General features: G+C 71.9%; 18 protein-coding genes and 1 tRNA gene. 10 read left to right on the forward strand and 9 right to left on the reverse strand.

Annotated elements, in window-relative coordinates:
* Positions 1-67 precede the first annotated feature (67 nt).
* The 6 genes from IEY30_RS01480 to aceE all read right to left on the reverse strand — a co-directional run bounded on the left by IEY30_RS01480 (position 68) and on the right by aceE (position 7,950).
* Positions 68-793 carry a class I SAM-dependent methyltransferase gene (locus tag IEY30_RS01480; RefSeq protein ID WP_052358164.1) on the reverse strand — a complete coding sequence of 242 codons (726 nt, stop codon included), beginning with the start codon at positions 791-793 and terminating at the stop codon, positions 68-70.
* Between the two features lie 9 nt (positions 794-802).
* Positions 803-1,999 (reverse strand): ABC transporter permease, encoded by a 1,197-nt coding sequence (locus tag IEY30_RS01485; RefSeq protein ID WP_030146436.1) that lies wholly within the window; start codon positions 1,997-1,999, stop codon positions 803-805.
* Positions 1,996-2,967 carry an ABC transporter ATP-binding protein gene (locus tag IEY30_RS01490; protein WP_081920273.1) on the reverse strand — a complete coding sequence of 324 codons (972 nt, stop codon included), beginning with the start codon at positions 2,965-2,967 and terminating at the stop codon, positions 1,996-1,998. Before IEY30_RS01490 ends, IEY30_RS01485 begins: the two co-directional genes overlap by 4 nt.
* 112 nt (positions 2,968-3,079) lie before the next feature.
* Complete coding sequence (locus IEY30_RS01495; protein WP_030146434.1) at positions 3,080-3,544, reverse strand: SRPBCC family protein; 465 nt, start codon at positions 3,542-3,544, stop codon at positions 3,080-3,082.
* 38 nt (positions 3,545-3,582) lie between these two features.
* On the reverse strand, positions 3,583-5,007 hold the full coding sequence (argG, locus tag IEY30_RS01500) for an argininosuccinate synthase (RefSeq protein ID WP_030146433.1): 1,425 nt from the start codon (positions 5,005-5,007) through the stop codon (positions 3,583-3,585).
* Between the two features lie 171 nt (positions 5,008-5,178).
* Positions 5,179-7,950, reverse strand: coding sequence for a pyruvate dehydrogenase (acetyl-transferring), homodimeric type (gene aceE / locus IEY30_RS01505; RefSeq protein WP_030146432.1), 2,772 nt, complete (start codon positions 7,948-7,950; stop codon positions 5,179-5,181).
* Between the two features lie 286 nt (positions 7,951-8,236).
* Between aceE and IEY30_RS01510 the strand changes: the two genes are divergently transcribed.
* The 8 genes from IEY30_RS01510 (at position 8,237) to IEY30_RS01545 (ending at position 13,665) form a co-directional block, all read left to right on the forward strand.
* Positions 8,237-8,653 (forward strand): DUF3052 domain-containing protein, encoded by a 417-nt coding sequence (locus IEY30_RS01510; RefSeq protein ID WP_030146431.1) that lies wholly within the window; start codon positions 8,237-8,239, stop codon positions 8,651-8,653.
* Positions 8,654-8,722: 69 nt separating this feature from the next.
* Positions 8,723-9,250 (forward strand): peroxiredoxin, encoded by a 528-nt coding sequence (locus tag IEY30_RS01515; protein WP_052358163.1) that lies wholly within the window; start codon positions 8,723-8,725, stop codon positions 9,248-9,250.
* A 34-nt stretch (positions 9,251-9,284) separates the two neighbouring features.
* Positions 9,285-9,357 (forward strand) — tRNA-Val (locus IEY30_RS01520).
* Between the two features lies 1 nt (position 9,358).
* Complete coding sequence (locus tag IEY30_RS01525) at positions 9,359-10,315, forward strand: Nif3-like dinuclear metal center hexameric protein (RefSeq protein WP_081920272.1); 957 nt, start codon at positions 9,359-9,361, stop codon at positions 10,313-10,315.
* The gene (locus tag IEY30_RS01530; protein WP_081920271.1) at positions 10,243-11,052 is read left to right on the forward strand and encodes a zinc ribbon domain-containing protein; all 810 of its coding nucleotides are present in this window, start codon (positions 10,243-10,245) and stop codon (positions 11,050-11,052) included. Before IEY30_RS01525 ends, IEY30_RS01530 begins: the two co-directional genes overlap by 73 nt.
* Before the next feature lie 7 nt (positions 11,053-11,059).
* Positions 11,060-12,049 carry a reverse transcriptase-like protein gene (locus IEY30_RS01535; protein WP_030146427.1) on the forward strand — a complete coding sequence of 330 codons (990 nt, stop codon included), beginning with the start codon at positions 11,060-11,062 and terminating at the stop codon, positions 12,047-12,049.
* 24 nt (positions 12,050-12,073) lie between these two features.
* Positions 12,074-12,487 carry a rhodanese-like domain-containing protein gene (locus IEY30_RS01540; protein ID WP_030146426.1) on the forward strand — a complete coding sequence of 138 codons (414 nt, stop codon included), beginning with the start codon at positions 12,074-12,076 and terminating at the stop codon, positions 12,485-12,487.
* Entirely contained in the window at positions 12,484-13,665 is a 1,182-nt protein-coding gene (locus tag IEY30_RS01545) for an O-succinylhomoserine sulfhydrylase (RefSeq protein ID WP_030146425.1), read from the forward strand. The genes IEY30_RS01540 and IEY30_RS01545 overlap by 4 nt, the downstream gene beginning before the upstream one ends.
* A gap of 157 nt (positions 13,666-13,822) precedes the next feature.
* Here the strand turns inward: IEY30_RS01545 and IEY30_RS01550 are convergent, their stop codons facing one another.
* Complete coding sequence (locus IEY30_RS01550; protein WP_030146424.1) at positions 13,823-14,914, reverse strand: SLC13 family permease; 1,092 nt, start codon at positions 14,912-14,914, stop codon at positions 13,823-13,825.
* Positions 14,915-14,918: 4 nt separating this feature from the next.
* Positions 14,919-15,668 carry a YaaA family protein gene (locus IEY30_RS01555; protein ID WP_030146423.1) on the reverse strand — a complete coding sequence of 250 codons (750 nt, stop codon included), beginning with the start codon at positions 15,666-15,668 and terminating at the stop codon, positions 14,919-14,921.
* Positions 15,669-15,762: 94 nt separating this feature from the next.
* Between IEY30_RS01555 and IEY30_RS01560 the strand changes: the two genes are divergently transcribed.
* A complete protein-coding gene (locus IEY30_RS01560) occupies positions 15,763-17,199 on the forward strand; it encodes an RNB domain-containing ribonuclease (RefSeq protein WP_030146422.1) in 1,437 nt (478 codons plus the stop codon).
* 144 nt (positions 17,200-17,343) lie between these two features.
* Here the strand turns inward: IEY30_RS01560 and IEY30_RS01565 are convergent, their stop codons facing one another.
* The gene (locus IEY30_RS01565) at positions 17,344-18,129 is read right to left on the reverse strand and encodes a hypothetical protein (RefSeq protein WP_030146421.1); all 786 of its coding nucleotides are present in this window, start codon (positions 18,127-18,129) and stop codon (positions 17,344-17,346) included.
* Between the two features lie 261 nt (positions 18,130-18,390).
* On the opposite strand from IEY30_RS01565, the gene IEY30_RS01570 reads away from it, so the two are divergent.
* Positions 18,391-20,028 carry a peptide chain release factor 3 gene (locus tag IEY30_RS01570; RefSeq protein WP_030146420.1) on the forward strand — a complete coding sequence of 546 codons (1,638 nt, stop codon included), beginning with the start codon at positions 18,391-18,393 and terminating at the stop codon, positions 20,026-20,028.
* Positions 20,029-20,030: the final 2 nt, after the last annotated feature.

A 20,030-nucleotide genomic window follows, 5' to 3' on the forward strand; every position in this document is an offset into this window, starting at 1 on the left:
AGCCGCAGACTTTGTATGCCGTTCACAAACTGGTCTGGGACGCGTCGGTGCACGCGGGGCCGGGCGGTCAGCGGGCGGTGAGCACGGCGGTGCGGCCGGCATACGACCGCGGACCCTCGAAGTGGGGGAGCGAGCGCGCGAGCTCGGGGGAGAAGGTCGCGAGGTAGGCGCAGGCGGCGTCGTGGTCGACGAAGGTCGCACGGGTCTCGACGTCCCGCTGGGTGACGTGCTCGAAGTGCCGGCCGAGGACCTCGGCGGCGTTCTCCGACATGAACTGGGTGACGAGGGGCTCGCCGCCTGCCTCGCGGAGGAGCTCGCCCAGGTGCTCGCGTCCGTTGGTCGCGACGTGCAGCGTGCCACCGTCGCGCAGCACCCGGCGGACCTCGCGCAGCGTGCCGTCCAGGTCCGGCACGTGGTAGAGCATCCAGGCTGCCACGGCCCCGTCGAACGCGTCGTCGGAGAAGGGGAGGTCGTCGGCCGCGGCGACCTGCGCCGGGACGCCGAGCGCCCGCGTGGCCTCGACCATGGCGGGCGAGAGGTCGGTCGCCAGGTAGTCGACCGTGGGAGCCTCGTCGACGACGGAGCGGGCGAACTGGCCCGTGCCGCAGCCGATCTCGAGGATCCGTCCGAAGCCGGAGGACACGACGTTCGCCCGGAGCAGGTCGGTGGGCGACACGCCCTCGGGGCCGGGGCCCCAGACGCTGCGGCGGGTCTCGAGGCGGTCGGTGCTCGCGTACTGCCGGTCCGTGGTGCTCCGGTCGGTCATCTGGCTCATGTCGCGCATCTCGGGCATCGGTGGACCCTATCGGGACCGCCGGGCCCCTGCACCGCCACCGCGCCCGAACAGCTCGGCCAGCCGGACCCGGTGTCCGGTGATGACCAGCGCCCTGCGATAGACCGTCGAGGCGAGCCAGATGCTTCCGAGCCCGGCCAGGGCCGTGAGCAGCAGCGCCAGGGCCAACTGGTAGACCGGGACCTCTCCCGACGCCCAGCGGATCGGCATGGTCAGCGGTGCCGTGAGCGGGAACAGCGAGGCGGCCACGCTCCAGGCCGAGCTCGGGTTGCCGATGACGACGATGACGCCGAGCATGTAGCCCGCGATGATGAGCATCGTCACCGGCAGGACCGCGGTCCCCGCCTCCGTCACCTTGTCGACGAGCGCCCCGCCCGCCGCGTAGAGGAAGGCGAAGAGGCAGAAGCCGAGCACGAACCACGTGATCGCGAGGGCGAGGTCCGGCGCGGCGACGGCCGGCAGCCACGACGACCCGGTCACCGCCGCTCCGACGAGGACCGGCACGGCCAGCACGAGCAGTTGGAGGGTCGCCACCGTCGCGACCGCGAGGACCGTGCCGACGAGGACCTGGCTCGGGCGCAGCACAGCCAGGAGCACCTCGGAGATGCGGCTCGCCTTCTCGGTCGCAACGGTCATCGAGATGACCTGGCCGCTGAAGAGGAGGGCGAGGTAGAGCACGAGCCCCACGGCATACCCGACGTTGGCCCGGCCCTGGTCCTGCGCGGAGGCGACGAAGACCTGCGCGGGCGGCCGCACGGAGTCGAGCCGCGCGACCTGCTCGCTCGTCAGGCCGAGATCGGTCAGCACCCGAAGGGTCTCGATCCGGAGGAGGGACTGGGCGACGATGCCCGGGAAGGGTCCGGCGGTCCGCTCGGGGACGTACATCCGGTCGCCGGCGAGTCCCACCGTCGCCTCGCCGCGCTGGACCGCGACCCGGACCCCCGCCTCGTCCGGCCGCTCGACGTACGTCGTCCGGAAGTCCGCCGACCTGGCTGCCGCCCCGAGCGCGGTCGTGAGGGCCACCGGCGCACGGCCGACGGTTGCCAGCGTGTAGGTGGTCGGCCCACCCGTGATGAGTCTGGGCACCACGACGGCGCCGATGGACAGCAGCAGCAGGACGCCCGTCACGATCTTGAAGGTCTTGGACCGGAGCTGCTCGCGCAGTCCGCGTCCGAGGACGAGGGAGGTGCCGTGCCACCAGGTCATCGCGGACCTCCTCGGCCGGTCTGGACCGGGCCGACCGGATCCACCTGATCCGACCCGTCGCGCGCAGGGTCGCGGGCGCGCCCGACGGCCTCGAGGAAGAGCTGCGAGAGCGAGGGCAGGTCGAGCCCGAAGTCGTCCACGCGCCCCGCCGCTCGCGCCCCGTCGAGCACGCGGAGCGGGTCGGTGCCCGGCGGGATCGCGATCCGCACCTCGTCAGCCTCCTCGCTCACGACGACGGCGCCGGGGAACCCTTCGAGCCACCGGCGGTCCGGGGCATGGACGTCGAGCCGGAGCTGCACGCCCGTCGAGGCGGCGCGCAGGCTCGACAGGGGACCGCGCAGGACGATCCGTCCCGCGTCGACCATGAGGATGTCCTCGCAGAGGTTCTGCACGAGGTCGAGCTGGTGGCTGGAGAACAGGACAGTGCAGCCGGTTCGGGCGCGTTCGCGCAGGCTGTCGGACAGCTCGGCGACCGCCACCGGGTCCAGCCCGGCGAAGGGCTCGTCGAGCACGACAACGTCCGGCTCGTGGACGAGTGCTGTGGCGAGCTGGAGGCGTTGCTGCAGGCCGCCGGACAGCTTGTCCGTGCGCTGGTCCCAGCGGTCCTCGAGACCGAGCTCGGCGAGCACTCGGTAGGCCCGGTCGGTCGCCTCGGCCCGGGAGAGCCCGTGCAGGCGGCCGAAGTAGACCACCTGGTCGCCGACCTGCATGCCCGGGTAGAGCCCGCGCTCCTGCGGCATGTAGCCCCAGTGCTGCCGGACCTCGCTGTCGACCGGCGCCCCGTGGACCAGCACCTCACCGCGGTCCGGGCTCAGCACGCCGAGCATGATCCGCATCAGCGTCGTCTTGCCGGCCCCGTTGGGTCCGAGCAGGCCGGTCAGGACGCCGGGGGCGATCTCGAAGCCGACACCGTCGAGCGCCACCCGGTCGCCGTAGGCGTATGCCACGTCCCGGACCTCGAGGGCCATGCCTCAACGCTAGCCCCGCAGGCACCCCGAGACACGGGTTCTCGGGGTGACCGCAGGCACGCTCAGGGGGCGCGTCGCCGTGACAGCCGATGCCGCTGCCCGGGTGGAGCGCTCAGCCGGCGACGGCCGACGCCAGATTGCCGAGGCTGTCCTCGAGCTGGTCCTTCTCGACGAGCGGGAAGCTCACCTTCTGGAGGATCTCCTTGTCGGTGACGTGGCTCCAGTCGTAGGTCAGCGAGACGAGGGTCGAGCTCGGGCCCTCGGGCGTCAGCTCCCACATCCACTCCCAGCCGGGGGCCGGGGTGTCGGCGGGCGCGGTCTTCCAGGCGAGCAGGGCGTTGTGGGAGTAGCCCGAGACGGTGTTGTCGGTCTGGTACTCGCCACCCATGTGGTCACCGGCCATGTTCATCCGGAACACGTCGCCGACCTTCTGGATCCGCTCGGCCTTCTCGTCGGACCGGACGAACCCGGACCCGTCGAGCTCGACGTGCCGCTTGGGGTTGCTCAGCACGTCGAAGATGTCGGCGGCCGAGGCGTCGATGCTCCGCTGGACGGTGATCTTCTGGGATTCGGTCATGCAGGGTCCCTACCCGCTCGGACCGGAACACCCCTCGCTCAGTCGGTGCCGAACTCCATGGCGGCACGGTCGAGCGCGTCGTCTTCGCTGTCGACGTCCGCCGCGGAGGGGTTGGCCGAGATCGCGGCCGCACCACCGGGCGTGAGCTCGCCCACGAGCTCGTGCGCGTCGGCCCCGAGGAGGCCCTGCGCGGCATACAGCTCGAGCTTGGCGCGGGAGTCGGCGATGTCGAGGTTGCGCATGGTCAGCTGGCCGATGCGGTCGACCGGGCCGAACGCGGCGTCCTCGGTGCGCTCCATCGAGAGCTTCTCGGGGTGGTAGCTGAAGGCGGGGCCGGACGTGCCGACGATCGACCAGTCATCGCCGCGGCGCAGACGGATCGTGACCTCGCCGGTGACGGCGGAGGCGACCCAGCGCTGGAGCGACTCGCGGACCATGAGCGACTGCGGGTCGAGCCAGCGGCCTTCGTAGAGAAGGCGGCCCAGCTTGCGGCCCTCGGCGTGGTAGTTGGCGATCGTGTCCTCGTTGTGGATCGCGTTGAGGAGCCGCTCGTAGGTGATGTGCAGCAGCGCCATGGCCGGGGCCTCGTAGATGCCGCGCGACTTCGCCTCGATGATGCGGTTCTCGATCTGGTCGCTCATGCCGAGGCCGTGACGGCCACCGATGCGGTTGGCGGCGTCGACGAGAGCCACGGCGTCGGCATACTCCGTGCCGTTGATCGCGACGGGACGGCCGCGCTCCCAGCGCACCGTGACGTCCTCGGTCTCGATGGCGACGGACGGGTCCCAGAACTTGACGCCCATGATCGGCTCGACGACCTCGATGGACTCGTCGAGGAACTCGAGCGTCTTGGCCTCGTGGGTCGCGCCCCAGATGTTCGCGTCGGTGGAGTAGGCCTTCTCGGCACTCGCGCGGTACGGCAGCTCGCGGGCCGTCAGCCACTCGGACATCTCGTGCCGGCCGCCGAGCTCGGTGACGAAGTCGGCGTCGAGCCACGGCTTGTAGATGCGCAGGCTCGGGTTGGCCATCAGGCCGTAGCGGTAGAACCGCTCGATGTCGTTGCCCTTGAAGGTCGAGCCGTCGCCCCAGATCGAGACGCCGTCGTCCTGCATGGCGCGCACGAGCAGCGTGCCGGTGACGACCCGGCCCAGGGGAGTGGTGTTGAAGTAGGTCTTGCCGCCGCTGCGGATGTGGAACGCGCCGCACGCGATGGCCGACAGGCCCTCCTCGACGAGCGCGGTCTTGCAGTCGACGAGGCGGCTGATCTCGGCGCCGTACTGGCCGGCGCGGCCGGGGACGGAGTCGATGTCGGGCTCGTCGTACTGCCCGAGGTCGGCCGTGTAGGTGCACGGCACCGCGCCCTTCTCACGCATCCAGGCAACAGCAACAGAGGTGTCGAGACCGCCGGAGAAGGCGATGCCGACACGCTCACCGACGGGCAGCGACGTGAGGACCTTGGACATGGATGCAAGTATATGCACAGCGACGCATACCTATCCAATCGCGTATGCCGTGTGCCCGGCTCCCGCTCGGGGTCTCCCAGCCGCCCGACGACCGTCGCTGCTCCCGGACAGGCGTGTGGCCCGGCCCCTGGGCGGGGACCGGGCCACACGGCATACGTCAGCGTTTGGGCGTCAGCTCTCGCCGCCCGCATTGCCGGACGTGCCGGCGGTGACGTCGTCGAGGCGATACTTCTCGGCCGCGCGACGGGGGACGTCGGCGTCGACCTTGCCCTCCTTGGCGAGCAGCTGCAGCGTGCGCACCGCGACCGACGGACCGTCGATCTTGAAGAAGCGGCGGGCGGCCGCACGGGTGTCGGAGAAGCCGAACCCGTCGGCGCCGAGCGTCGCGTAGGTGCCGGGCACCCACTCGCGGATCTGGTCCTGCACGGCCCGCATGTAGTCGGACACGCCCACGACCGGTCCCTCGGTGCCCTCGAGGCACTGGGTGACCCACGGCTTGACGGGCGACTCACCGGGAGAGAGGAACTCGCGCTCGTCGGCGGCGAGACCGTCGCGGCGCAGCTCGTTCCACGAGGTCACCGACCACACGTCGGCGGCCACGCCCCAGTCGTCGGCGAGCAGCTGCTGCGCCTCGAGCGCCCACGGCACGCCGACGCCGGAGCCGAGGATCTGCGCGCGCGGCGCCTCGTGCGTCCAGCCCTCCGTGTTGGCCGGAGCGATCTTGTGCATGCCGCGCAGGATGCCCTCGACGTCGACGTCGTCCGGCTCCTTGGGCTGCTGGATCGGCTCGTTGTAGACGGTGAGGTAGTAGATGACGTTGGACTCCTCCGCCGTCTTGCCCTCGCCGTACATCCGCTGCAGGCCGTCCTGCATGATGTGCGCGATCTCGTAGGCGTAGGCAGGGTCGTAGTGCACGACCGCCGGGTTCGTCGAGGCGAGGAGCGGGCTGTGACCGTCCGCGTGCTGCAGGCCCTCACCGGTCAGGGTCGTCCGGCCGGCCGTGGCGCCGATGAGGAAGCCACGCGTCATCTGGTCGGCGGCCGCCCAGATCGAGTCGCCGGTGCGCTGGAAGCCGAACATCGAGTAGAAGACGTAGATCGGGACCATCGGCTTGCCGTGCGTCGCGTACGACGTGCCGGCGGCGGTGAAGGCCGCCAGCGAGCCGGCCTCGTTGATGCCGAGGTGCAGGATCTGGCCGCTGACGTTCTCGCGGTAGGCGAGCATGAGCTCGGCGTCGACCGGCGTGTAGTTCTGCCCGTTGGGGTTGTAGATCTTGATCGTCGGGAAGAACGCGTCCATGCCGAACGTGCGCGCCTCGTCGGGGATGATCGGCACGATGCGCGGGCCGAACTCCTTGTCGCGCAGCAGGTCCTTGAGCAGGCGGACGAACGCCATCGTCGTGGCGACCTCCTGCTTGCCCGAGCCCTTCTTGACCTGGGCGTACGCCTCGTCGCCCGGCAGCTTGACCGGCTCGAAGTCGACGCGGCGGCTCGGCAGCGTGCCGCCGAGCTTCTGGCGACGGTCGACGGAGTACTTGATGACCTCGCTGTCGGCGCCCGGGTGGTAGTAGGGCGGCTGGTAGGGGTTCGCCTCGAGCTGCTCGTCGGTGATCGGGATGCGGAGGCTGTCGCGGAAGGCCTTGAGGTCGTCCAGCGTCATCTTCTTCATCTGGTGCGTGGCGTTGCGGCCGGCGAAGTGCGAGCCCAGGCCGTAGCCCTTGATCGTCTTGGCGAGGATGACGGTCGGCTGGCCGGTGTGCTCACGGGCCGCCTTGTAGGCCGCGTAGACCTTGCGGTAGTCGTGACCGCCGCGCTTGAGGTCCCACCAGACCTGGTCGTCGCTCCAGCCCTCGACCATCTTGGCGGTGCGCGGGTCGCGACCGAAGAAGTGGTCGCGGACGTACTTGCCGTCGTTGGCGCGGAAGGTCTGGTAGTCGCCGTCGCTCGTCTGGTTCATGATGTGCACGAGCGCGCCGTCGCGGTCGGCGGCGAGCAGCGGGTCCCACCCGCGGCCCCACACGACCTTGATGACGTTCCAGCCGGCGCCGCGGAAGAATGCCTCGAGCTCCTGGATGATCTTGCCGTTGCCGCGGACCGGGCCGTCGAGGCGCTGCAGGTTGCAGTTGATGACGAAGTTGAGGTTGTCGAGCTCCTCGTTGGCCGCGAGCTGCAGCAGGCCGCGCGACTCGGGCTCGTCCATCTCACCGTCGCCGAGGAAGGCCCAGACGTCCTGCTGGCTGGTGTCCTTGATGCCGCGGTTGTGGAGGTACTTGTTGAACTGCGCCTGGTAGATCGCGTTCATCGGGCCGATGCCCATCGACACCGTCGGGAACTCCCAGTAGTTGGGGAGCAGCCGCGGGTGCGGGTAGGACGGGACGGCCTCGACCTTGCCGTCGACGAGGTGGCTCTTCTCCTGGCGGAAGCCGTCGAGCTGCGCCTCGGTCAGGTGGCCCTCGAGGTAGCTGCGGGCGTACATGCCGGGGGAGGCGTGGCCCTGGAAGTAGACCTGGTCGCCGCCTCCGGGGTGGTCCTTGCCGCGGAAGAAGTGGTTCATGCCCACCTCGTAGAGCGTCGCGGCCGACGCGTACGTCGAGATGTGGCCGCCGACGCCGATGCCGGGGCGCTGGGCGCGGTGCACCATGACCGCGGCGTTCCAGCGGATGTAGCGGCGCATCTCGCGCTCGACGTCCTCGTCGCCGGGGAACCACGGCTCGCGCTCGGGCGGGATCGTGTTGATGTAGTCGGTCGCCGTCAGGGACGGGACACCGACCTGCTGCTGGCGCGCGCGCTCGATGAGCTTGAGCATGATGTAGCGCGCCCGCGTCCGGCCCTTCTCGTCGAGGACGGCGTCGAGCGAGTCGATCCACTCCTGCGTCTCGTCCGGGTCGATGTCCGGGAGCTGACTGGGGATGCCGTTGAGGATCGGTCCGGCCTCGGATGCCACGTCGTGGGTCCTTTCTCGTCGCGAGGCGGCGCCCGCGGCCGGTCGGCCACGGCGCTGCGCCCTCCCATCCTCTACCCAACGGTGGCGACCGTCACAACTGGGTCCGTCAGCTGGGGCGCGGCACTGCGCCTCACGAGCCCTCCCTAGTGGTATGCCGTCCGCTTCCTCTGCTCGTCTGGCGCGGCGGGAGCGTTGTCCCGGACGAACCCCACCTTGCGCGATAGCGTCGGAGCCGATGCACTGATGTCGTGGCAGTCGCGCCACGCAGACGAGAGGACCGGTGACAGTGAGCGAGACCGCGGGAGCGGCGTCCTTCAGCAAGCTCGGATTTGCCAAGGGGCAGGTCATCCAGGAGTTCGGCTATGACGACGACGTCGACGACGACCTGCGGTTCGGGCTCGAGGACGTCATCGGGACCGAGCTCGAGGACGAGGACTTCAACGACGGCGCGGACGGGGTGCTGCTCTGGTACCGCGACGGCGACGACGACCTCGTCGACCTCATGGTGGACGGGCTGACGAAGCTCTTCGACCAGGGGTTCATCGTGCTGCTGACGCCCAAGGCCGGCCGGCCCGGCCACGTCGATGCCGCCGTCGTCGAGGAGGCCGCCTCGACCGCCGGCCTGACGACCGGTGGCCAGGTCAACGTCGCGCGCGAGTGGGCGGCGACGCGGCTCATGCCGCCGAAGGGTCCGCGCCGCTGACGGCTCACGTCGCCCGGCCCCTGTCGAGGGTGGAGCGCGCGGTGTGGTGGTGATGTCACACTTGCCGCCATGACGAACGCGCACCCGACCGTCTCACCGGGCCAGGCGTCCGCCCCGCTGGGCGTCGGCGAGCTGGCTCCCGACTTCACCCTCGTCGACCAGTACGGCGTCGACGTCAGCCTCTCCGCGGTGCGCGACGTCAAGAACGCCGTCATCGTCTTCTACCCGGCTGCGTTCTCGGGCATCTGCCGCGGCGAGCTGGCCGAGATCCGTGACGGGCTCGAGGACTTCCAGGACGGCGACATCCAGATCTTCGCGATCTCGTGCGACTCGATGTACACGCTGCGCGCGTGGGCCGACGCCGAGGGCCACTTCTTCCCGCTCCTGTCGGACTTCTGGCCGCACGGCGAGGTCGCCCGCCGCTACGGCGTCCTCGACGACGAGGACGGTTTCGCGCTGCGCGGGACCTTCCTGCTCGACCGGTCGGGCCGCATCGTCTGGTCCGAGGTGCGCGGCATCGGCCAGGGGCGGGACTTCCGCGCCTACCGCGAGGCGCTCGCGGCGCTCCGCGCGAGCCAGCGCGATGCCGTAGGCTGACCGCCGCCTGCCGGGAACACCGGCCGGCGCGTGAGGGCCTGTAGCTCAGTTGGTAGAGCACCGCGTTTACACCGCGGGTGTCGTCGGTTCGAGCCCGGCCGGGCCCACGTGGACGATCCCGCTCCCGACCTCAGCCCCGAGCTGTCGCTCCGCGACGTCGTCGCGGCCCTCGAGTCGCTCTACCCCCTCGAGAGCGCCGCGGACTGGGACCGCGTCGGCCTCGTCACGGGTGACCTCGAGCAGCCCGTGCGTCGCATCCTCTTCGCGCTCGACCCGACGCTCGCCGTCATCGACGAGGCCCGCGAGTGGGGCGCCGACCTGCTCGTGACCCACCACCCGCTGCTGCTGAAGGGCGTGCACTCGGTCGCGACGTCGTCGGCCAAGGGTGCCTCCGTGACGGCGCTCGTGCGCGCCGGGGTCGCGCTCTGGGTCGGCCACACGAACGCCGACGTCGCCGACCCGGGAGTCTCCACCGTGCTGGCGGACGCCCTCGGTCTGACCGACCAGCGCCCGCTGTCCACGGAGGGGTCTGGAGCCGGGGGACGGGGGCCGGAGGGCGTGCCCGACGGCTCCCGGCCGTTCCGGAATGCGGTGGGGCGCGTGGGGCGGCTGGCCGCACCCGTGAGCCTGGCGGAATTCGCCGACGTCGTGGCCGCGGCCCTGCCCGACACCGCCGGCGGCATCCGCGTCAGCGGTGACCCGGACGGCGAGGTGCGCACCGTCGCCGTCATGGGCGGCTCGGGCGACGACCGCTTCGACGACGTCCGCGCGAGTGGCGTCGACGTCTACGTCACGGCCGACCTGCGCCACCACCCGGTCCTCGAGGCGAGGGAGGAGGCCCGCGGCGGTCGGCCCTACCTCATCGACGCCGGTCACTGGGCGACCGAATCGCTGTGGCTGGCCGACGGGCGTGAGCGACTGGTCTCGGCGCTGGGGCAGGCTCCCGGAGCCACTAGGGTCGAGACCAGAGTCTCAACCATCCGCACCGAGCCGTGGACGTTCGTCGTCGGTGCGAACGCTGCGCGGGCGGACCGCGCGGCTCCCGATACCGGAGGTGTGTCCTGAAAGCCGACCCGTCCCGCCAGTGGCGCCTGCTCGACCTGCAGGCCATCGACACGCGTCTCGACCAGATCAGGCACGCCAAGGCGACGCTGCCGCAGATCCCCGCGGTCGAGGCGGCCCGCCGTGAGCTGGGCGCGCTCGAGACGGAGATCGTCAACGCCCGCACGGCGGCCGGCGACGTCCAGCGCGAGCTGACCAAGTCGGACCAGGACGTCCAGCTCGTGCGCGACCGCGCCGCCCGCAACCAGGCGCGTCTCGACGCCGGTCAGGGCAGCGCCAAGGACCTCCAGGCGCTCCAGCACGAGCTGACCTCGCTCGCGCGCCGCCAGGCCGAGCTCGAGGAGGTCGAGCTCGAGGTCATGGAGCGGTCCGAGGCGCTCACCGCCCGGGTCTCCGAGCTCGAGGCGCGACGTGGCGAGCTCGTTTCCCGCGTCGAGTCGCTCGAGTCCGAGCGTGACGCCGCCCTCGCGAAGCTCGACGCCGAGGCCGGGACGGTCGGGGCCGGGCGTGCTGACATCGTCGCCGGCGTCGGTGAGGAGCTCATCGCGCTCTACGAGAAGATCCGTGCGAGCAGCGGCGGGATGGCCGCGGCCGAGCTGCGCCACCGCCGGTGCGGCGGCTGCCGGCTCGAGCTCGGCAACGTCGACCTCTCCCGCATCCGCAACGCCCCCGAGGACGAGGTCGTGCGCTGCGAGGAGTGCCGTCGCATCATGATCCGCACCGGCGAGTCCGGGCTGTGAGCGGTCGGTGACCCCGCCCCGCGGGTCGGGTCGCCGACTCGTCATCGAGGCCGACGGCGGGTCGCGGGGCAACCCGGGCGTCGCGGGCTACGGCGCCCTCGTGCGTGACCCCGCGACCGGCTCGGTCCTCGTCGAGCTCGCCGAGCCCCTGGGCCAGGCCAGCAACAACGTCGCCGAGTACTCCGGCCTGCTCGCCGGCCTACGCGCAGTGCTCGACCTCGACCCCGGCGCGACGGTCCGCGTCCGGATGGACTCCAAGCTCGTCGTCGAGCAGATGTCGGGCCGCTGGAAGATCAAGCACGAGGACATGCGTCGTCTCGCGCTCGAGGCCCGCGACCTCTGCGCCGAGATCTCCGACGCCGGCGGCAGCGTCGACTTCGAGTGGATCCCGCGCGAGAAGAACAAGGACGCCGACGCCCTCAGCAACGACGCGATGGACGGCAAGAGCGTCCACCGAGTCCTGACCGACGGCGTCCCGTCCGCACCGACCGAGGAGCCGAGCGCTGCTGCGGCACAGGCCTCCTCACCCGGCACCGCCGCCCCGGTCGCGACCCGGCCCCTCCGCCTGCTGCTCGTCCAGGCGCCGTCCGACGCCGAGCCGGCCCCGCGGATCGTCGCGGCGGTCCGTCGCCTCGTGGGCCCCGGCGCACGTGTCGTCGGCACCGATGACGCCGCGGGCGCCAGGGTCGCGGCCGACCTCGCGGCGGCGTTCGAGGTCGACGCGGACACCTCGGAGCAGTGGTCCGGCCGGGCACCCGGCGAGGGGGCCGACGCCACGGTGCAGACGGCATACCACTCGCTCACGGAGTCAGGGGGCACCGTCGTCGCGGTGACGAGCCGCAGGGGGGTGCTCTCGGTGCTCGCCGACGTGCTCGGCACGCCCGTCGACCGGTTCTGGGCGCTCGCCACGGCGCCCGGCAGCCTGACCGCCGTCGAGGTCTGGGAGGACGGTTCGGCGTCGGTGGCTTTCACCAATCGGACGGACCATCTCGCCTGACGGACGCTGTGCGATATTCGGGCCATGAGCTATGCCGGTGACGTGACCCCCGAGCAGGCCTGGACGGTCCTGCGCGACGAGCCCGGTGCGGTGCTCGTCGACGTGCGCACGAGGGCGGAGTGGTCCTACGTCGGACTGCCCGACCTCAGCGCGGCCGGCAAGGACGTCGTCCTCGTCGAGTGGCAGACCTACCCTGAGGGCGCCGTCAACACGCGCTTCACGGCCGAGCTCGAGGCCGCGGGTGTCGCCAAGGACGCCCCTGTCTACTTCCTCTGCCGCTCAGGCGTGCGCTCCGTCGCCGCCGCCGAGGCCGCGACGCGAGACGGCTGGGCACGGTCGCACAACATCCTCGACGGTTTCGAGGGGCCGCACGACGCGCAGCGTCACCGCGCGGTGTCGGGCTGGAAGGTCGCGGGCCTGCCGTGGGTGCAGGGATGAGCGACGCGACCCAGGGCTGGCGCCCCGACACCCTCGCCGTGCGAGCTGGACTGTCCCGCAGCGGTTTCGAGGAGACCAGCGAGGCGATCTACCTGACGTCGGGCTTCGTCTACGAAACCGCGGAGGCTGCCGAGGCCGCCTTCAAGGGCGACGTCGACCGCTTCGTCTACTCCCGCTACGGCAACCCCACGGTCTCGATGTTCGAGGAGCGCCTGCGCCAGATCGAGGGCGCCGAGGCGTGCTTCGCCACCGGCTCGGGCATGTCGGCCGTCTTCGTGGCGCTCGCTGCACTGCTCGGCAAGGGCGACCGCGTCGTCTCGTCGCGGGCCCTCTTCGGCTCGTGCTTCGTCATCCTCGACGAGATCCTGCCCCGGTGGGGGGTCGAGACCGTCTTCGTCGACGGCGCCGACCTCGACCAGTGGCGCGAGGCGCTCTCCGAGCCGACGACCGCCGTGTTCTTCGAGACGCCGAGCAACCCGATGCAGGAGCTCGTCGACGTCGCCGCCGTCACCGAGCTCGCGCACGAGGCCGGCGCCACGGTCGTCGTCGACAACGTCTTCGGCACTCCCGTCTTCAGCAAGCCGCTCGACTTCGGCGCCGACATCGTCGTCTACTCCGCGACGAAGCACATCGACGGTCAGGGCCGCACGCTCGGCGGGGCCGTGCTCGGGCCCAAGGTGTTCATCGACGGCCCCGTGCAGAACCTCATGCGCCACACCGGCCCGTCGATGTCGCCCTTCAACGCCTGGGTGCTGCTCAAGGGCCTCGAGACGCTGTCGCTGCGCGTCGAGCGGATGGCCGACAGCGCGCTCGAGGTGGCTCGCTTCCTCGAGTCGCACCCGAGCGTCAAGCGCGTCGTGCACCCGTTCCTCGAGTCGCACCCGCAGCACGACCTCGCCAAGCGCCAGATGCTCGCCGGCGGCACCGTCGTCACCTTCGAGCTCGACGGCGGCAAGGACGAGGCGTTCGCGCTCATGAACGCGCTCGAGGTCATCGACATCTCCAACAACCTCGGGGACTCGAAGTCGCTCATCACCCACCCGGCGACGACGACCCACCGCCGCCTCGCGCCCGAGGCGCGGGCTGCCGTCGGCATCACCGACGGGGTGCTGCGGGTCTCGATCGGGCTCGAGGACGTGCGCGACCTCGTCGACGACCTGCGCCGCGCCCTCGGCTGAGACATCCCTGCTGCCCCCAGTTCGAGGTGATCGCGGCAGCGACGTGGTGCCCGCCATCATCTCGAACCGGTCGGCGGTCGTTGCGGTTCGAGGTGATGGCGGCGGTGAGGGGGCGTGCGTGATCACCTCGAACGGGTGGAGCGAGCGGGCGGCCGGGTCAGGCGGTCGCGGCGAGCGTGACCGTCGCCGCGGCCACGACGACGACCGCGCAGAGGGCGCCCGTGCGGGCGATCCGGCCGGCGTCGACGGTCAGTCCCGCCGAACGGCAGCGCGAGGCCCACAGCAGCGTCGCGACCGAGCCCCACATCGTGATGATCGGGCCGGTGTTGACGCCGATGAGCAGGGCCGCGAGCCGGGCCGGCGAGTCGGTGACGGCCGGCTCGAGCGCGAGGTAGGCCGGCAGGTTGTTGATGCCGTTCGACGCGAGCACACCGATGCCGCTGACCCGGAAGAGGTCGGCCATCGAGGCGCCGTGCCCGACGACGGTGCGCAGCCAGGCCTCGAGCCCGAGCCGCAGCGCTGCGTCGATGACGAGGAAGAGCACGCAGATCCCCATGACGGTCAGCCACGGCACCTTGATCCGGCGGAGCAGCTCGGGGGCGCGCCAGTAGGTCGCCGCGAGCAGCAGGCCCGCGGCCGGCAGCGAGGCCAGCGCCGGCTGGATGCCGACGACGAACGCCGGGGCGAGCACGACGCAGACCCCGGCCGTGATCTGCATGAGCACCCGGTCGTGGGGCTCGGCGGGCGGCGGTGTCTCGTAGCCGCCGCCGAGGTCGCGCCGGTGCAGCAGCCACAGGACGGCGACGGTGGCGAGGATCGCGACGACCGCGGGGAGCGCCATCAGCCTGATGTAGCCGAACGAGCCGACGCCGAGCGCCGAGAACGGGTGCAGAGCGAGGAGGTTGGTGAGGTTCGAGACGGGCAGCAGGAGCGAGGCCGTGTTGGCCAGCCAGAGCGTCGTCATCGCGAACGGCAGGGGTGGCGCCCCCACCTGACGGGCCACGACGATCGCCACCGGGGTCAGCAGGACCGCCGTCGTGTCGAGACTGAGCACGATGGTGCACGCGACCGCGAGCCCGACGATGAGCAGCCACAGCACGACCACCCGCCCGCGCGCCACGCGCGCCGCGTGGTGGGCCAGGACGTCGAACAGACCCGAGAGGTCGCAGATCTCGGCGACGACCGTGATCGCGACGAGGAAGACGAGGATCGGCGCGACGCGCTCGACCAGTGCAGTGAGGTCGAACACCGTGTCAGGACCTCGGGGTCGTGGCGAGCTGCCACGGTCGGCCCGCCCGCAGCGGGGGAGTGAGCTCGACCTCGAAGCGCTCGCTGAGGCGCTCGGCGAGGGCCTGGGGCGTGCGCGGCGCCTCGGCCTGCACGAGCTCCCGCGTCACGAGGCCGCGGGTGTGCTTGGCCATGTGCGAGGCACCGGGGACGGTGACGTGCACCCAGCGCTCGGCGCGCTCACCCGTGGGACGCCACATGCCGGCATACGTGCTCGACCGGCAGTCGACGACGAGCTCGCGCGGCTTCACCGCGGCATCGAGCGCGGCCGGCAGCTCCTTGCGCCACTCGTGTGACAGGTAGCCGACCCCGGGGAGGGTGCTGCAGACGTTGACGCGGTAGGCGGGCACGCGGTCGCCGAGGCGCAGCGCGCCGAAGAGGGCCGACACGACGACGACCCAACGGTTCGCGCGGCGCTTCGACGCCGTGTCGAGCGAGTCGACGTCGAGCGCCTGGTAGAGCACCCCGGTGTAGACGTGCGAGGCCGCCGCGGTCGGGGCGCTGAGCAGGCGGGTGTTGCGCTCGATCTCGGCGACGAGGTTGGGATTCACCTCGAGGAGCGTCGCGGCGTCGGGCTCTGCGCTGACGCGCGCCACCGTCTCGACGACCGACTCGCGCAGGGGCGTGAGCTCCGGGAACGAGAGCGAGCCGAGGTCGAGAGAGCGCCCCCGCCGGGGTGCCGTCTTCCCCTCGGACGGCGGGAGCAGGATGAGCACGGGGGTCAGCCTAGGCAAACCGGTCGGTGATGTCGCATCTGTCCGCGTGTCGCGGACCCCGCTCCCGCGGCGGTGCGGTGCGTAGGGTGGCGCCATGGCCCAGCGACACATCGTCTTCCGCCCGGCGACCCGGCCCGGCGACGTGGCACAGCAGCTCACCGCACGCTTCGAGGCGGTGCGCCAGGAGTTCGAGGTGCCGGACGGGTTCCCGCCGGAGGTGCTGGCCGAGGCGGCCGCTGCCGCGGGCGCGGCGAGCCTGCCCGAGCAGGACGAGACCGACGTCCCGTTCATCACCATCGACCCGCCGAGCTCGATGGACCTCGACCAGGCCATGTCGATCGGACGGCAGGGTGAGGGCTACCGGGTGCGCTACGCCATCGCCGACGTGCCCGCCTTCGTGCGCGCCGGCGGCGCCGTCGACACCGAGGCCCGCCGCCGCGGCCAGACCGTCTACTGCCCCGACGAGCGCATCCAGCTGCACCCCACGGCCCTGAGCGAGGGCGCCGCGAGCCTGCTCCCGGACCAGGTCCGGCCGGCCTTCGTCTGGGACATCACGCTGGCCGCCGACGGCGAGGGCACCGCGGTCGAGGTCCACCGGGCCATGGTGCGCAGCGTCCGGCGCTACGACTACGAGCAGGTGCAGAAGGAGGTCGACGCCGGCACCGCCGAGGAGTGCCTCGTGCTGCTCAAGGAGGTCGGCGAGAAGCGGGTGCTGCTCGAGCGCAAGCGCGGCGGCGCCTCCCTGCCCATGCCGGAGCAGGAGGTCGAGGAGGACGAGCAGGGCGGCTTCCGCATCTCGTTCCGGCCGATGCTCGCCGCCGAGGACTGGAACGCGCAGATCTCGCTGCTGACGGGGATGGGCGCGGCCCAGCTCATGCTCGACGGAAAGGTCGGCATCCTGCGCACCATGCCGCCGCCCGACCCGCGCGACCTGGCGCGCTTCCGCCGGCAGGCGGCCGCGGCCGGGGTGCCGTGGCCCGACGGGCTCGCCTACGGCGAGTTCCTCCGCACGCTCGACCGCACCGACCCGCGTCACCTCGCGCTCATCCACGAGGCGACCTCGCTCTTCCGCGGCGCGGGCTACACCCCGTTCGACGGGACGGTCCCCGACCAGCCGCTCCACGCTGCCGTGGCCAACCCGTACGCGCACGTCACGGCGCCGCTGCGACGCCTCGTCGACCGCTTCGGTCTCGTCGTGTGCGAGGCGCTGTCGGCCGGCCGGGACGTGCCTGCCTGGGTGCGCGAGGCGCTGCCGACGCTGCCCGAGATCATGTCGACCTCGGACCGCCGCACCAACGGTGTCGAGCGCGCCTGCACCGACGCCGTCGAGGCGGCCGAGCTGCACCCGCACGTCGGCGGGACGCTCGATGCCGTGGTCGTCGACGAGAACGAGAAGGGCGTCGTCGTCCAGCTCATCGAGCTGGCCGTCGTCGCCAAGGCCGCCGGCAAGGCCAAGGCGGGCGAGACCGTCACGGTGCGCGTCGACGCCGCCGAGGTGTCGACGGGCACCATCACGCTGACCATCGTCTGAGGCCGTCCGCCCGCGCGTCGTGGACGGACGGCACCGAGGGCGTATGCCGTCACGCGTCTCCTGGGCGGCCGCTCGGTCCGTGTCGGGCTGGGTCGTGCGCCGGCGTGGTGGCCGTCAGGTGCCGTGCCGTGTCGTCCGGTGGCGTCAGGGGCTGGTCGGTGTGGACGCGGGGGGGCTCGCGCCGTCGGCCGGCGTGGTCGGGGCGCCGGGAGCCGGGGGAGTGGCGTCCCCGGTCGGGGTGGCCGGAGCGGTCGGCGTGCCGGTCGCGCCGGCCGCACCGGTCGCGGCAGGGGTGCTCGCCGCGCCGGTGGAGCCGGTGGTCGCGGCGCCGGACGGGGTGGCGGACGGGGTGCCTGTCGACTGAGTGGCCGGTGCCGAGGGCTCGGCCACGGTGCCCACGGAGCTTGAGGTGCCTGCCTGGGCCCGACCGGCGCTCGAGCCCGCGGGGGAGTCAACGACGGCGCCGGCCGACGTGCGACCGCCGAGGTTGGTGCCGGTCACCTGGGCACCGGTGGTCAGCTGCACGCCCGTGAGGAAGGCCGCGGCGATGGCGAAGACCGCCGCCGTCGTGGCGAGGACCCGGCGCGTCGTCGTGCGGTCGGGACGGCGCCACCAGCTCTCGCGCACGACCTCCACCTGGACGGCGTCGACGCCCTCGACGCCGCCGGCCCCGCGGCGGGAGCGCACGAGCACGACGGCATCCTTCGCCCGGGCCATGGAGTTCGTGTAGAGGCTCGCTGCGATGGCGGAGATGACACTGAGGACCGCGGCGCCGGCGATCGTGCCCACGACGCCGAGACGCGAGCCGAGCGCCGCCGCCGTGGCAGCAGCCATCGAGCCGCCGAGCAGCTGGGTGAGGGAGAGGTCGAGCAGCTTCGCTCTGGGTCGTGCCGGGGGCTCCTGGTCCGAAGCGGTTGCTCGTCCATCCACGGGTCCATCCACGGGTGCATCCACGGGTCGAGCTTCGGGTCGCGTGTCGGGCAGGTCGTCGGTCAGCTGTTGGGTCATGTTCCTGAGGGGTCTGTCGCGGTCGTCTTCTCCCATGCACGACGAACGGGAGCCGCGGATCGTTGACGCCTCGGCGCCGGTGTGACCCGGCTCACGTGCCTCTTGCCGGCCGGTGGGCCGGAGCAGCCGATGCGGAGGTTCGGGCCCAGCGATGACAGACTCGGGGGCGATCACTGGAGGACCATGGACGCCATCGCACTGCCCGACCGCGAGATCGCGGACCGCCGAGAAGCCGGCGGCGCGGGCCACGAGACAGGAGCGGTCGCCCACGAGGCGGCGCGCCGTCGCACCTTCGCCGTCATCTCGCACCCCGATGCCGGCAAGTCGACCCTGACCGAGGCGCTGGCGTTGCACGCGCGCGCCATCGGCGAGGCTGGGGCCGTGCACGGCAAGGGCAACCGTCGCGGCGTCGTCTCGGACTGGATGGAGATGGAGAAGGACCGAGGCATCTCGATCACCTCCGCCGTGCTCCAGTTCGCCTACGACGGCACCGTCGTCAACCTGCTCGACACCCCCGGCCACGCCGACTTCTCCGAGGACACCTACCGGGTGCTCGCGGCGGTCGATGCCGCCGTCATGCTCGTCGACGCGGCCAAGGGCATCGAGCCTCAGACGTTCAAGCTCTTCGAGGTGTGCCGCGCCCGTGGGGTGCCCGTCATCACCGTCGTCAACAAGTGGGACCGCCCGGGTCTCGACGCGCTCGCGATCATGGACGAGCTGACGACGCGGATCGACCTGCACCCGATGCCGCTGACGTGGCCCGTCGGCGTCGCCGGCAACTTCCACGGCGTGCTCGACTGCGCGACAGGCGAGTTCGTGCAGTTCACCCGTACGCCGGGCGGCGCCACCGAGGCGATCACGACCCGCATGGGTGCACACGAGGCCGAGCAGCTGCTCGGCTCGACGTGGACCGACGCGGTCGAGGAGTACGACCTGCTGCGGTCTTCCGGCCACGACTACGACCACGAGCTGTTCCTCTCCGGCGCGGCCTCGCCGGTGCTCTTCGGGTCGGCGGTGCTCAACTTCGGCGTGCGCCAGCTGCTCGACACCCTCGTGGCGCTCGCGCCCGCGCCGGGAGCGCGTCCTGACCGGGCCGGCTCTCCTCGCGACGTCTCGGCGCCGTTCTCCGGCTTCGTCTTCAAGATCCAGGCCGGCATGGACCGCGCCCACCGGGACCGGCTCGCCTTCGTCCGGGTCTGCTCGGGACGCTTCAGCCGGGGCATGGTCGTCACGCACGCCGACACCGGTCGTCCCTTCACGACGAAGTACGCGCAGAGCGTGTTCGGCCGGGACCGGTCCACCGTCGAGGAGGCGTTCCCCGGCGACGTCATCGGCCTCGTCAACGCCAACGCCCTCCGCGTCGGCGACACGCTCTACGCGGACGAGAAGGTCGCCTTCCCGCGCATCCCGCTCTTCGCCCCCGAGCACTTCGCCGTCGCCCGCGCCGCCGTGACCGGCAAGCAGAAGCAGTTCAGGCGCGGCATCGAGCAGCTCGGCGAGGAGGGCGTCGTCCAGGTGCTGCACTCGGACCGTCGCGGCGCGCAGGCACCGGTGCTCGCGGCCGTCGGGCCCATGCAGTTCGACGTCGCCCAGCACCGGATGGAGCACGAGTTCGGCTCGGCGATCCGGCTCGAGCCGCTGGGCTACTCGATCGCCCGTGCCGTGGCCGCGGACGCCATCCCGATCGTCAACAGCCGTGCGGGCGCCGAGGTCCTGACGCGCGAGGACGGGCTCGACGTCGCGGTCTTCGCGGACAAGTGGCGCCTGGCCTCGGTCGAGCGCGACGTGCCTGCCGGCTCCTTCACGCCGATCTTCGGCTGACC

The sequence above is a fragment of the Terrabacter tumescens genome, from assembly GCF_014646815.1.
Lineage (GTDB): Bacteria > Actinomycetota > Actinomycetes > Actinomycetales > Dermatophilaceae > Terrabacter > Terrabacter tumescens.

What these genes read in the sequence shown, in the direction of transcription:
- IEY30_RS01540 (WP_030146426.1), top strand. Translation starts at nt 12,074, where the DNA reads ATGAGCTATGCCGGTGACGTGACCCCCGAGCAGGCCTGGACGGTCCTG.
- IEY30_RS01495 (WP_030146434.1), bottom strand. Translation starts at nt 3,544, where the DNA reads ATGACCGAATCCCAGAAGATCACCGTCCAGCGGAGCATCGACGCCTCG.
- IEY30_RS01490 (WP_081920273.1), bottom strand. Translation starts at nt 2,967, where the DNA reads ATGGCCCTCGAGGTCCGGGACGTGGCATACGCCTACGGCGACCGGGTG.
- IEY30_RS01560 (WP_030146422.1), top strand. Translation starts at nt 15,763, where the DNA reads ATGGCCCAGCGACACATCGTCTTCCGCCCGGCGACCCGGCCCGGCGAC.
- IEY30_RS01570 (WP_030146420.1), top strand. Translation starts at nt 18,391, where the DNA reads ATGGACGCCATCGCACTGCCCGACCGCGAGATCGCGGACCGCCGAGAA.
- IEY30_RS01485 (WP_030146436.1), bottom strand. Translation starts at nt 1,999, where the DNA reads ATGACCTGGTGGCACGGCACCTCCCTCGTCCTCGGACGCGGACTGCGC.
- IEY30_RS01515 (WP_052358163.1), top strand. Translation starts at nt 8,723, where the DNA reads ATGACGAACGCGCACCCGACCGTCTCACCGGGCCAGGCGTCCGCCCCG.
- argG (WP_030146433.1), bottom strand. Translation starts at nt 5,007, where the DNA reads ATGTCCAAGGTCCTCACGTCGCTGCCCGTCGGTGAGCGTGTCGGCATC.
- IEY30_RS01545 (WP_030146425.1), top strand. Translation starts at nt 12,484, where the DNA reads ATGAGCGACGCGACCCAGGGCTGGCGCCCCGACACCCTCGCCGTGCGA.
- IEY30_RS01480 (WP_052358164.1), bottom strand. Translation starts at nt 793, where the DNA reads ATGCCCGAGATGCGCGACATGAGCCAGATGACCGACCGGAGCACCACG.